This is a genomic window from Pandoraea communis (assembly GCF_902459745.1).
Lineage (GTDB): Bacteria > Pseudomonadota > Gammaproteobacteria > Burkholderiales > Burkholderiaceae > Pandoraea > Pandoraea communis.
This window is the reverse complement of sequence record NZ_CABPSJ010000002.1, coordinates 157588-170288: the sequence shown is the minus strand read 5'-3', so window position 1 is coordinate 170288 and position 12701 is coordinate 157588. Positions and strand designations below refer to the sequence as shown.

Annotated in this window: 12 protein-coding genes; 6 read left to right on the top strand and 6 right to left on the bottom strand. The window is 63.2% G+C overall.

All coding sequences use genetic code 11. From position 1 onward, the window contains the following. Positions 1-41 precede the first annotated feature (41 nt). From PCO31110_RS07130 to PCO31110_RS07105, 6 genes are all read right to left on the bottom strand, one after another. The gene (locus tag PCO31110_RS07130; protein ID WP_010808082.1) at positions 42-836 is read right to left on the bottom strand and encodes a peptidylprolyl isomerase; all 795 of its coding nucleotides are present in this window, start codon (positions 834-836) and stop codon (positions 42-44) included. A 62-nt stretch (positions 837-898) separates the two neighbouring features. Then, on the bottom strand, positions 899-1162 hold the full coding sequence (locus tag PCO31110_RS07125; RefSeq protein WP_010808081.1) for a BolA family protein: 264 nt from the start codon (positions 1160-1162) through the stop codon (positions 899-901). 22 nt (positions 1163-1184) lie between these two features. Then, entirely contained in the window at positions 1185-1718 is a 534-nt protein-coding gene (locus tag PCO31110_RS07120) for a septation protein A (protein WP_010808080.1), read from the bottom strand. Between the two features lie 165 nt (positions 1719-1883). After that, a complete protein-coding gene (locus tag PCO31110_RS07115; protein ID WP_010808079.1) occupies positions 1884-2303 on the bottom strand; it encodes a YgiW/YdeI family stress tolerance OB fold protein in 420 nt (139 codons plus the stop codon). A 158-nt stretch (positions 2304-2461) separates the two neighbouring features. Beyond that, positions 2462-2884, bottom strand: coding sequence for a peptide-methionine (R)-S-oxide reductase MsrB (gene msrB / locus PCO31110_RS07110; RefSeq protein ID WP_010808078.1), 423 nt, complete (start codon positions 2882-2884; stop codon positions 2462-2464). 137 nt (positions 2885-3021) lie between these two features. Further along, positions 3022-4545, bottom strand: a complete 1524-nt coding sequence (locus tag PCO31110_RS07105) for a protein adenylyltransferase SelO (RefSeq protein WP_150690012.1) — start codon at positions 4543-4545, stop codon at positions 3022-3024. 285 nt (positions 4546-4830) lie between these two features. On the opposite strand from PCO31110_RS07105, the gene PCO31110_RS07100 reads away from it, so the two are divergent. From PCO31110_RS07100 to PCO31110_RS07075, 6 genes are all read left to right on the top strand, one after another. Continuing rightward, positions 4831-6459, top strand: a complete 1629-nt coding sequence (locus tag PCO31110_RS07100) for a 3-(methylthio)propionyl-CoA ligase (RefSeq protein ID WP_010808076.1) — start codon at positions 4831-4833, stop codon at positions 6457-6459. A 220-nt stretch (positions 6460-6679) separates the two neighbouring features. Next, a complete protein-coding gene (locus PCO31110_RS07095; protein ID WP_150690011.1) occupies positions 6680-7663 on the top strand; it encodes a branched-chain amino acid ABC transporter permease in 984 nt (327 codons plus the stop codon). Next, a complete protein-coding gene (locus tag PCO31110_RS07090) occupies positions 7663-8946 on the top strand; it encodes a branched-chain amino acid ABC transporter permease (protein ID WP_150690010.1) in 1284 nt (427 codons plus the stop codon). The genes PCO31110_RS07095 and PCO31110_RS07090 overlap by 1 nt, the downstream gene beginning before the upstream one ends. Then, entirely contained in the window at positions 8939-9757 is an 819-nt protein-coding gene (locus PCO31110_RS07085) for an ABC transporter ATP-binding protein (protein WP_010808073.1), read from the top strand. Before PCO31110_RS07090 ends, PCO31110_RS07085 begins: the two co-directional genes overlap by 8 nt. Continuing rightward, positions 9750-10472 carry an ABC transporter ATP-binding protein gene (locus PCO31110_RS07080; protein WP_150690009.1) on the top strand — a complete coding sequence of 241 codons (723 nt, stop codon included), beginning with the start codon at positions 9750-9752 and terminating at the stop codon, positions 10470-10472. The genes PCO31110_RS07085 and PCO31110_RS07080 overlap by 8 nt, the downstream gene beginning before the upstream one ends. Positions 10473-10562: 90 nt before the next feature. Then, positions 10563-12659 carry a 3-hydroxyacyl-CoA dehydrogenase NAD-binding domain-containing protein gene (locus PCO31110_RS07075; RefSeq protein ID WP_010808071.1) on the top strand — a complete coding sequence of 699 codons (2097 nt, stop codon included), beginning with the start codon at positions 10563-10565 and terminating at the stop codon, positions 12657-12659. The last annotated feature ends 42 nt before the right edge of the window (positions 12660-12701 follow it).

Sequence of the window (12701 nt, the reverse complement as noted above, 5' to 3'; positions counted from 1 at the left end):
CGAAAGGCGGGATTTTTGTTTCAGTGCGATGCAGGCAAGGCTTACTGAATCTTGGCTTTCTTCTCGAGGCCCTCGATGAAGCCTTGCAGCTTTTCTTCCCGCATTTGCTGCACGAGTTGCGGCTTGACGTCGGACAACGGCGGGATCTGCGCGTCGCGCGAGTCGTCCAGCTCGATCACGTGATAGCCGAACTGCGTCTTGACCGGCGTCTGCGAGTACTGGCCCTTCTGGAGCTTTTGCAGGGCGTCGGCAAACTCGGGCACGTAGGCGTTGGCCGGCGACCAGTCGAGGTCCCCCCCGTTCTGTGCCGAACCCGGGTCCTTCGAGTACTGCTTGGCGAGGTCGGCGAACTTCGCGCCGCCCTTGAGCTTCGCGATGATTTCCTTGGCCGTATCTTCGCTCGGCACCAGAATGTGACGGGCGTGATATTCCTTGTCGCCGAACTGCTTCTTCAGTTGATCGTAACGCGCCTGAACTTCCGCGTCGGTCACGGGCGAGGTCTTCTCGAAGTCGGCGATGAGAGCGCGGATCAACACGCCTTGTTCGGCCAGCTTGAGCTGCGCCTTGACGTCCGGCTGCGTCGCGATTCCCTTGCTGACGGCTGCCTGCGCGAGGATTTCGCGCTTGACCAGCTCTTCGCGCACTTGTTGTTGTAGTTGCGGCGAGTTCGGCTGACCCTGACGGACCATTTCGCGCACCATGGCGTTGGCACGTGCCACAGGCACCGGCGTGCCGTTGACGACGGCGACATTCTGGGCGAGGGCGGGGAGGGAGAGCGCGGTCAGCGACACGGCGGCGCCGAGCGCCAGAGCCGTGCGGGCGAGTTTCAATGCCATGCTGTTTTTCCTAACGAATGACGAAGGCAAGGTTAATCGACGGGGGACGCGTCGCATGCAAATTACGCTTCCCCAGGGGCGAGCGCAACGATGGCGAGGGCGTGAATGCCGTTTTGCATCAAATCGGCTAGCGCATCATACACCAGGCGGTGGCGCGCGACGCGGTTACGGCCGGTAAACGCGGCAGATACGATCCTGAGGTTGTAATGACCGCCCGACGCGGCGCCGGCGTGACCGGCGTGGCGGGCGCTGTCGTTTTCGAGCGCGAATTCCAGGGGGGCGAGCGCCGCCGTGAGCCGCGCTTCGATTTGCTGTTCCATGGTCATGGCAATGCCTTCCTGACGGATGTCATTCGTCCTGTTTGATGTACTTCGCGAGCCACAGGCTCTGTACGACGATGAACACGACCATGAGGCCCATACCGCCGAAGAGCTTGAAGTCGACCCAGGTATCGGTCGAGAAATGGTAGGCAATGACCAGATTGAGCCCGCCCATGGCGAGGAAGAACAGGGCCCAACTGAAATTCACGGCACGCCACAGGGTGTCGGGCAGCGCCATCTGCTTTTCCATCATGGCGCGGATCAGGTTCTTGTCGAAGACGAGTTCGGCGACGAACAGCGTGATCCCGAAGAGCCAGTACAGCGCCGTGGGCTTCCATTTGATGAAGGTTTCGTCGTGCAGAAGCATGGTTGCGCCACCGAACACCACGATGATCGCCAGACTCACCCATTGCATGGGCTCGACCTTGCGGTGACGCAGCCACATCCAGATGACTTGCACGATCGTCGTCGCAATCGCGATACCGGTGGCGACGTAGATGCCCGCGAACTTGAAGGCGACAAAAAACAGGATGACCGGTAACAGGTCGAAAAGGAATTTCATGAAGTCTCGACTTGGGGGCTTCGGGGGTGATACGCCTTGTGCATAGGGCACCGGGCGAGCAAACGCCCATTATATTTCAAAGGCCCGTCGAAGGCCGCAGCGAATATCCGAATACGCGGCGCTTCCGTGCCACGCCGCCAAGCCCGTGCCAGTGGGCACGTTGCCTTACTGCAGGATCTCAATGCGCTTCACGTCGATATCGCTCGGACGAAAGCGATGGCGGTCGACTTCGCCGGTAATGCGCACACGTGTCTTGTCGGTGATTTGCCGGCCGGGCGGCAGGTACTTGTCGTCGAGTTCGATTTCGATGGTCTTGCCGGTGTCGTCACGGAACGTGTAGTGCTCGTGCTTGAGCCGGTTGACGATGTAGCCCTCGATCACGGCCACGGCGTCGTCGGGGGCGGCCAGGGCATGTTCGACGGTCGAGACATTGGATGTCACCGACGGCACGACCACGCTTCCAGTGGTTGCCGCGCTGGCCGCCGGGCCCGTGTATTGCGCAATGGCAGGTGCCGCGCTTAGTACGCCGAAAAATGCCGCTGCCACGCTGAGATGCGGTTTGAAGCGATGGATTTTGCCTAGCATGAGCGACGTTTCCTGAATCTTGTTAAGGAGAGGTCAGCTTAGCAGACGTCTGATCGGTATCCGAACACATGAGCAGAAGGGAGTTTCCCGAAATGTTCGCAATACACGGTAAAACAAGGGGGCATACCCACCGGCGGCGCGCCGGTGGGGTGGGGGTCTCAGCCTTCGACGGGTTTGTCGGACTTGCCTTCCTTGTCCTCGAAGTTGAGCGAGGCCGAATTGATGCAATAACGCAGACCGGTCGGCTGCGGGCCATCTTCGAATACATGTCCCAGGTGGGCGTCGCAGTTGTGACAACGCACTTCCACGCGCACCATGCCATGGCTGTAGTCCATGACCTCGTCAACGCCGGCCTTGTCGAGGGGCGCCGAGTAGCTGGGCCAGCCGCAGCCCGCATCGAACTTCTCGGTCGATTCGAACAGTGGCGCACCGCAGCAGATACAGCGGTAGGTGCCGTCTTTCCAGTGATCCCAGTAACGGCCAGTGAACGCGCGCTCGGTGGCCGCATGGCGCGTGACTTCATATTCCACGTCGTCGAGTTGGGCACGCCAGTCGGCGTCGTTCTTTTCCACTTTGCTCATGAGAGTCTCCAGAGGGGCAGCGGCCCCGGAGTTGCCGCTGCGCGTCGAATATTCGTCAGACCTCGTTCAGATGGGGGCGGCGCGTCGTTTTGCAATGCGCGGCAACGCGCTGCCATTCACCGATGTCACGCCCTCGATCAGGACGAGCAACTGACTTCGAGTTGGCCGGCCCAGTCGGGCGGCAGCTCGGCGTAACGCTCGAATTCGGGTTGTTCGTCGTAAGGCCGCGAGAGCACACGCAGCAGCGTGTCGACTTCCGAGAAGTCCTTCTCACCGGCACGCCGGATCGCAATTTCGGCCAGATGATTGCGCAGGATGTACTTCGGGTTGACGAGCCGCATGGCGACCGCGCGCTTGACGTCGGTGCTCGCCTCGTGGCGCAGCCGGGCACGGTAATCCACAGCCCAGGCATCGAACCCCGCACGGTCGATGAACATGTCGCGTAGCGGGGCGTCTGCGGCGGGGTTCTCGAGTTCGAGCCCTGCGAGCGTGCGAAACAGGTGCGTGAAGTCGACGCGCCCTTCGTGCATCAGCTTGAACAGACGGTTGATGAGCGTTTCGTCGTCGGCGTGCGACTCGCGCAACCCAAGCTTGGCGCGCATGCGCAGATCGATTTCCTCGGCGAACCGCGTCTTGAACACAGGCAATACCGACTGCGCCTGTTCAATGGCCGCCTCGCCCTCGCCGAACAACGGCAGTAAGGCTTGCGCGAGGCAGAACAGGTTCCAGTACGCGACGTTTGGCTGCGCCTGATAGGCGTACCGTCCCTGTGTGTCGGAGTGGTTGCAGATGTGATGCGCGTTGAAGCCGTCGAGAAAGCCGAACGGGCCGTAATCGATGGTCAGCCCGAGAATCGACATATTGTCGGTGTTCATCACCCCGTGACAGAAGCCCACAGCCTGCCAATGCGCGACCATTTCGGCCGTGGCGTCGCATACGGCGCTGAGCAGTGCGAGGTACGGATTGGCTTCGTTGCGGCAGTGCGGGTAGTGATGATCGATGGTGAAGTCTGCGAGTTGACGCAGCGCTTCGTACTGATCGTTGGCCCAGAAGTGCTCGAAATGACCGAAACGGATGAAGCTCGGCGACAGGCGGGTGACGACGGCTGCCGTCTCGATGGTTTCGCGGCGTACGGGGGCGTCCGAGCCAATGACGCACAGCGCGCGCGTCGTCGGCACGCCGAGATGGAACATGGCTTCCGATCCGAGGAATTCCCGAATCGACGAGCGCAGCACGGCGCGTCCGTCGCCCATGCGCGAGTAGGGCGTAAGCCCACCCCCCTTGAGCTGTATTTCCCAGCGTCCGCCGGGTCCATCCGATTCGCCGAGCAGCAACGCCCGGCCGTCACCCAGTTGACCGGCCCATACGCCGAACTGGTGGCCCGAATAGACACTGGCGAGCGGGTCGCCGCCAGGCAACGGCGCATTGCCGGCAAAGGTGGCGAGAAACTCCGGATCGCGCGCCGCGTCTGGCGACCACCCGAGCAGGCGGGCGGCGTCGGCCGAAAAGCCGACCAGATAGGGCGCGGGCAGCGGCTGAGGCGCGAGGCGCGTATAGAAGCTGTCGCCGAGCGACGCAAACCGGTTCGCCAAAGGCAGCGGTCCATAGGGCTTGAGCGAAGCGGAAACTGATGCGAGGGCGGGACGGTCGGTTGCCGACATTGGGGGACGTTCCTGATGGTGAATAAACATTCTACTTGAGGTGTCCATCGCGCGCTGCCGGGTTGCGTACGCTGGCGCGGCCGCCTGTCTGCTGCGCTGCACAAGCGATGGGCGTTGACCCGGCGAGCGTGCGCGTCAAGAATAAATCTCTGAGGCGTCTATGAACATACGCATCAGACGTGCCAACGCCCGTCGCGCGACATCTCGACCACCCAAACGCCAGAACGCTATTTTCGACGTATCCCCGTAATTCCGGTTTTCCCGATTTTTCTGGAGATTCGACGCATGGCAACACCGCTCCTTGGCCAGATGATGGCCGCGCCGCTCCTGATTTCTTCGTTGCTCACGCATGCCGCGCGTCACCACGGTGACACCGAGATCGTGTCGCGTCGCGTCGAAGGCGACATTCACCGCTACACCTGGCGCGACGCCGAGCAGCGCGCTCGCCAACTCGCGCAGGCGTTACGCCGCCTGGGCGTGCGCGATGGCGAGCGCGTAGGCACGCTGGCATGGAACGGCTACCGGCATCTTGAGCTGTACTACGCTGTCTCGGGCATGGGCAGTGTGGTTCACACCGTTAACCCGCGGCTGTTTCCCGAGCAGATCGCCTATATCGTCAATCACGCCGAAGATCGCTTCGTGGCGTTCGACATCAACTTCCTGCCGCTGATCGAGACGATTGCGCCAATGTGCCCAGGCGTTCAGGGCTGGATCGCGATGACAGATCGCGCGCATCTGCCCGCTTCCGGCGTGCCGTTGCTGTGCTATGAGGATTTGGTCACCGCTGAGGACGGCAGTTTCGCATGGCCGTCGATGGACGAATCCACGGCGTCCGGCCTTTGCTACACGTCGGGTACGACGGGGAATCCGAAAGGGGTGCTGTACAGCCATCGCTCCACGGTGCTGCATGCCTTCGGCGCCTCGCTGCCGGATGCGATGGCGATGTCGGCACGCGACGCCGTGCTGCCCGTGGTGCCGATGTTCCATGTGAACGCGTGGGGCCTGCCATATTCCAGCGCGCTCGTCGGCGCGAAGCTCGTGTTCCCAGGCAAGGATCTCGACGGCAAGTCGTTGTACGAACTGTTCGAGGCTGAGGGCGTCACGTTCTCCGCCGGGGTGCCTACGGTCTGGCTGGGGCTGCTGACCTATGTGAAATCCATCGGTGCGCGTTTCTCGACGTTGGAACGCACGGTGATCGGCGGGTCGGCCTGCCCGCCGGCCATGCTCCAGACCTTCGAGAAAGATTATGGGGTGCGTGTCATCCACGCATGGGGTATGACCGAGATGTCGCCACTCGGCACGCTATGCCATCTGCGCAAACATCATCGCGATTTGCCGGCCGACGCGCAGCAGCACATTCTGGAGAAACAAGGGGCGGCGATCTATGGCGTCGACCTGAAAATTGTCGGCCCCGAGGGTGAAGAGCTGCCTTGGGACGGCAAGGCGTTCGGCGATTTGCACGCGCGCGGGCCGTGGGTGCTGGAGCGCTATTTCGGCTCGGATGAGTCGCCGCTGGTCGACGGCTGGTTTCCGACCGGGGACGTGGCCACGATCGATGCCGAAGGTTATGTGCAGATCACCGACCGCAGCAAGGATGTCATCAAATCGGGCGGCGAGTGGATCAGCTCCATTGATGTGGAGAACGTCGCCATGGCACATCCGGAGATTCACGAGGCGGCCTGCATTGCCATTCGCCACCCGAAGTGGGAAGAGCGGCCATTGCTGGTTGTGGTTCGCAAGCCGGGCTCGACGCTGACCCGCGAGGACGTGCTGGCGTTCTATGAAGGGCGCGTCGTGAAATGGTGGATCCCCGATGACGTGGTGTTCGTCGACGAGATTCCCCATACGGCGACCGGAAAGATGCTCAAGCTCAAACTGCGCGAGAAGTTCCGTAGCTATCAGCCGGCGTCGTAGATTCCTGGCCGTGGCGCCCGTCAGGGCTGCGGCATCCACGGGGAACCCGCTCGGACACGTCTGAGCGAGTGTGCGGATGTCGCCGGAAATCCAGCAGTGACGCCGCTTTTCGGGCGCTCCCGGGGCATTTCGGCCCCACGTCCCCTCTATAATGTGAGCCTGAATTTCCTCCGGCGCGGCAGTCTCTGCCGCGTCTTCATTGGCTTTCGAAGGAGACGGCGTGCATCTGCTGAGTGCCACTGCGGGCCTCGTGCTTGTGAATGGCGTGAGCTACGGCTTGCTGCTGTTCATGCTGTCTAGCGGCCTCACGTTGATCTTCAGCATGCTGGGCGTGCTGAATTTTGCGCACGCCAGCTTCTACATGCTGGGGGCGTATTTTGCGTATGCGTTGTCGGCGGCAGTGGGTTTCTGGCCGGCGTTGGTTGCGGCACCGCTGATCGTTGGCGTGATCGGCGCGGCTTTCGAGCGGGGCGTGTTGCGGCGATTGCGCACGCGCGGTGCGCTGGCGGAACTGCTCGCCACGTTCGGGCTCGCCTACATCGTGGTGGAACTGGTGCAACTCGCCTGGGGACGCGGGCCAGTCGATTACGGCGTGCCTGTGGCCTTTGAAGGCGTGCTGGTTCACGTGGCGGGCATCGCGGTGCCTGCGTACCGGTTGTTTCTGATGGGGCTGGCGTGTGCGATCGCCCTGCTGGTGTGGGTGGCGTTTCGCGCCACGCGGGCCGGACTGATCTTACAGGCGGCATTGTCGCAACCTGCAATGACACAGGCCCTTGGTTATGACGTGCCCGCGCTTTACACGGGGGTGTTTGCGTGCGGCGCGGCGCTGGCGGCGCTCGCCGGGGCGGCCGGGGGCAATGTGCTGGTGACTGAGCCGGGCATGGCGGCGACGGTCGGCAGCGTAGTGTTTGTGGTGGTGGTTGTCGGGGGACTCGGTTCGCTGGGCGGTGCATTCGTCGCGTCGTTGCTTATCGGGCTGTTACAGACATGGGCCGTCACGAGCGATGCCAGCCTGGCGCAATGGTGGCCTCAAAGTGCCGCGGGAGCGGAGAACGCACGGGGCGCATTGAACGCGTTCCGGGCCGCCGTCGCGCCGATGTCGCATCTGACCGTAGCGCAGCTCGCGCCTGCGGTGCCATATTTGCTTATGGTTGCGGTTCTGCTTTGGCGTCCGCGTGGACTCTTCGGCGTTCGGGAGGGGTAATGGACAACGTTATCGCCAGTTCGCCAGCGGCCGTGCCGGCGTCGTGGCGTCGCCGGGCAATCGTGTGGTTGGTCTTTGCGGCCATTCTTGGTCTGGCCCCCTGGTGTTTTCCCTCTGACACGGCGCTCACCTTGATGACGCAGATGGGGACTGCGGCCATTCTCGCTTTGTCATTCAATCTTCTGCTCGGCTCGACGGGCTTGTTGAGTTTTTGCCATGCGACGTACGCGGGCATCGGGGCCTACGCGGGCGTGTGGTGCATGAATCGTATCGGCGTTCAGGGACTGCCTGTGTCGATGGCCCTTGTCCCGGTTGCCGGTGCGGTCGCGGGGGGCATGGCCGGTGCCACGCTGGGGTATGTCACCACGCGTCGCGCAGGCATGACATTCGCCATGATTACGCTCGGTGTGGCGGAGCTTGTCTGGGTGATGGCCGCGATGATGCCCGAATGGTTCGGCGGCGAACGCGGCATTCCGACCGACCGGACACTCGGCGCCGCATGGTTCGGGGTGACATTCGCGACACAGCGCGAGGTCTACGCGCTGGTAGCGGTGTGGTTGTTCGTTTGTGCGGCGCTGATGTACGGCGTCACGCGCACGCCGTTGGGATTTCTGGCTCGCGCGGTACGCGATAACCCTGTGCGTGTTGCCTTCCTTGGGCAATCCCCAGCGGCAGTGCGATATCGCATGCAGATCATCGCCGCGGCTTTCGCCGGGGTGGCGGGCGCGTTGGGCGCATTGAATTTCGAACTGGTCAGTGCCAACACCTTCAGCCTGGAACGCTCCGGCATTGTGCTCGTCTTCACCGTGCTTGGCGGTACGGCGTATTTCGCGGGGCCGATGCTGGGGGCTGTTGTCGGCGTGTTCGCAACGGTCGTGCTGGCAACGCTGACGCGGGCTTGGCAGCTTTACCTTGGGTTGGGGTTTCTGGCGGTCGTGATATTCGCGCCGGGGGGTGTCGCGGGGTTGATCTCGGTTCATGTGCACGCCTGGCGCGCCGGCATGGCGCGTGCATTGTGGCAGCCCTACGCGGCGGTCTGCGTTGGCTTGGCACTGGTCGTCGGCGGGCTGATCGGCATCGTGGAAATGACCTACGGTGCGCGTCTTGCGAGCGACGCGGCGCGGGCCGTGACGCAAGGGGGGAGCGCACATGCCGGCGCGGTGGCATGGGGTGCGGCGGCCGCGGTTGTCATCGGTGGCCTCGTCATCGTGACGTTCGCGGGACGTCATTTGCGGTGCAAGGAGGCGAGCGCGGGCGTTCGCGTGGGGAACGGCGATGAGTGAAGCCGACAAGTGTGCCCGCCCGTCCAGTCAGGCGCTCAGCGTGAGAGGCGTGCACAAATCGTTCGGTCGCACGCAGGTGCTGTGCGGTGTCGATTTGACGCTTGCGCCGGGTGAGCGGCTTGCGATCATCGGACCCAATGGCGCGGGCAAAAGCACGTTGTTCGATGTCATGACAGGCAGAACGCGGCCCGACAACGGGCGTGTCCTGCTGCACGCGCGAGACGTCACGGGCCGCGCGCCGCATGTCATCAGTCGGCTTGGCCTGTCTCGCAGTTTCCAGACGTCTCAGTTGTTCTTGCAGATGAGCGTTATCGACCATCTGCGCTGTGCCGGGCTTTGGCCGGACGGTCATCGCTATACGTTCTGGCGCCGAATGCGCGGATTGGACGACGTTACCCGGCGAAGCGAGCTTTGGCTCAAGCGCCTTGGTCTGGAGGCGCGACGCGATGTTCCGGCGGGCGCACTGAGCTACGCGGAGCAACGCGTACTCGAAGTCGGCTTGTGCGCGGCGTCGGCGGGCAGCGTTATGTTGCTGGACGAGCCCACGGCGGGCATGAGTCAGTCGGAGTCTGCTCACATGGTGGCGCTTATCGCAGAACTCAGTCGGGGACGCTCGCTGCTGATGATCGAGCACGACATGCAAGTTGTTTTTTCATTGGCTGACCGGATTGCGGTGCTGGCGCGCGGCGCGATCATTGCGTGCGATACGCCTGCACGAATTCGCGCGCACCCTGACGTGCGTACGGCGTATCTCGGGGATTATGCAGACGCTTTTGCGGGGTCATACCTCAAGGAGGCGCGCGATGCTTGAACTGATCGATGTCAGGGCCGGTTACGGCGGGAGCCGCGTACTGCATGGTGTAACGATGCGCGTCGCACCAGGCGAGATCGTGGCTGTCCTCGGGCGTAACGGCGCCGGGCGCTCTACGCTCGCTCGCGCGATCATGGGGCAGTTGCCTCGCGAGGGAGAAATTCGCTGGCAGGGCCAATCGCTGGCCTCGCTTGCGCCGCATCAGATTGCCCGGCTGGGCGTCGGCTACGTGCCGGAAACGCGAGATGTCTTCGGACCGTTGACGGTCGCGCAGAATCTGCTGCTGGGGCAGCGTGAGCGTAAAAAACGTGGGGGGCGGAGTGCCGCCGGGATTGACCGGACGCTTACGCTCGCCGAAGCGTTCGAGCGATTTGAGGAACTGGCGCCACGTCGTGATGCGCCCGCCGCTTCGTTGTCCGGTGGCGAACAGCAATTGCTTTCGCTGTGCCGGGCGATGATGGCAGGGCCCGACTTGCTGATCGTCGATGAGCCGACCGAGGGACTGGCGCCCAGGGTGGTGGCCCGCATCGGCCGGATTCTGACCGATTTGCGGGCGGCGGGCGTGGCTATCCTGCTGATCGAGCAGAAGCTGTCGCTCGCGCTCAGTTGCGCGCAGCGCGTCGCGGTAATGGGGCAGGGCACACTCGTCTTCGAGGGGCCGCCCGACGCGCTGGCGGCCGCGCCAGCGATTCGCGGCGAATGGCTTGAGGTGTAGCGCTGCGCTAGAATCGCACGATCGTCTTGCCGCAGCCGGCGCGCTCGCGGCGCCCCCAACGACGCACACAATACAAGGAACGAGACAACGATGAGCACGGCTTATGAGGTTCGTGACGGCGTGGCCGTCATCACACTGGAAAATCCCCCGGTGAATGGCCTGGGACATGCCACGCGCTCAGGCATCGCCGAGGGCATCGCGAAAGCCCAGGCCGACACTCAGGTGCGTGCTGTGGTGCTGATCGGGGGAGGCAAAGCCTTTTCCGGTGGTGCCGATATTCGTGAGTTCAATACGCCGAAGGCGACGCAAAGCCCGTTGCTGGTCGATGTCATTGCCGCGCTCGACGCCTGCGTCAAGCCTGTTGTCGCGGCGGTCCACGCCGTTGCGATGGGCGGTGGTCTCGAATTGGCGCTCGCTTGCCACTATCGTGTGGCATTGACGGGGGCGCAGATTGCATTGCCTGAGGTGAAGCTGGGCCTGCTGCCCGGTGCAGGCGGTACACAACGTCTGCCGCGCGCCATCGGTGTGGCGCGGGCACTCGATATGGTGGTTTCTGGCCGTATCGTGAAGTCCGAAACGCTCGTCGGCACGCTCTTCTCGACGTTGATCGAGGGCAACCATGACGATCTTTTGGCAGGAGCCATCGCGTTCGCCAACGAGATCGCCTCGCAAGGAGGCAAGTTGCCGCGTCTGCGCGACATCGCCATTGAGGATGCCGACGGTGCGGGCCAGGCTGCCATCGACGCCGCACGAGAGAAGGTGCAACGCGAGCAACCCCATTTCCCCGCGCCGCACAAATGTGTGGCGGCAGTCGAAGCGGCGTTGCAACGTCCGTTCGACGACGGGGTGAAGTTCGAGCGCGAGTGTTTTGTGGCGTTGGTCAGTTCGCCGGAGTCGAAGGCGTTGCGTCACGCGTTTCTTGGCGAGCGCGCGGCGGCCAAAATTGCCGATGTGCCCGACGATACGCCGGTGCGCAACATCGAGCGAGTGGCTGTCATCGGTGCCGGTACGATGGGCGGCGGCATCGCAATGACCTTTGCCAATGCCGGGATTCCCGTCACGCTGGTCGACACGACGGAGGCGGCATTGACGCGCGGCGTCGAGTCGATGCACGGCAATTACGCGCGCGCCGTCAACCGGGGCAAGCTCACTGCCGATGAGGCAGAGAAGCGTCTGGCTCGCATTCACGGCAGTACCGATTTCGCGTCGGTGGCGGACGCCGATCTGATTGTCGAAGCGGTGTTCGAAGACATGGCCATCAAGCAAGTGGTGTTCCGCGAACTCGATAAAGTGGCCAAGCAAGGTGCCATTCTGGCGTCGAACACGTCGACACTCGATCTCGACGCGCTGGCCGTAACCACGTCGCGGGCGCAGGACGTCATCGGCATGCATTTCTTCAGCCCGGCCAACGTCATGCGTTTGCTTGAGGTGGTGCGCGGCGAGCACACGGGGAAGGACGTGCTCGCCACGGTCATGAAACTGGCCAAGCGAATCGGCAAGCTCGCTGTCGTCGCGCGTGTGTGCGATGGCTTCATTGGCAATCGCATGCTCGAGCCGTATTTCAAGCAGTCGCAATGGATGGTCGAACAGGGCGCGACGCCCGCACAGGTCGATGCCGCCATCGAGCGCTTCGGTTTCGCGATGGGGCCGTTCCGCACGAGCGATCTGGCCGGCAACGACGTCAGTTGGGCGATCCGCAAGCGTCGTCATGCAGAACATCCCGGCATCGTGTATCCCAAGATTGCCGATGTCGTGTGCGAAGCAGGGCGCTATGGCCAGAAATCGCGCGCTGGCTGGTATGACTATGCCGAGGGCGATCGCACGCCACGCGAGTCGGCCAAAATCGCGCAAATGCTCGACGACTATCGCAAGGCGAACGGCATTGCACCGCGGGCGTTCTCGGACGACGAGATCGTCGAGCGCCTCGTCTATGCGCTGGTGAACGAAGGGGCGAAGGTATTGGCCGATGGGACGGCAGCGCGCGCGTCCGATATCGACATGGTGTATCTGAACGGCTACGGCTTCCCGCTGTGGCGCGGCGGGCCGATGCTCTATGCCGACACGGTCGGGCTCGACAAGGTGCTCGCGCGCGTGCGTGCGTTCGAGCAGGGCGAGCACGGTGAGGATTGGAAGCCGGCCGCGCGGCTTGTCGAATTGGCGCAAGCCGGCAAGCGTTTCAACGGGTGAGCGATCCGAATGCGATAGGGATCTTGCCGGGACACTGGCGCC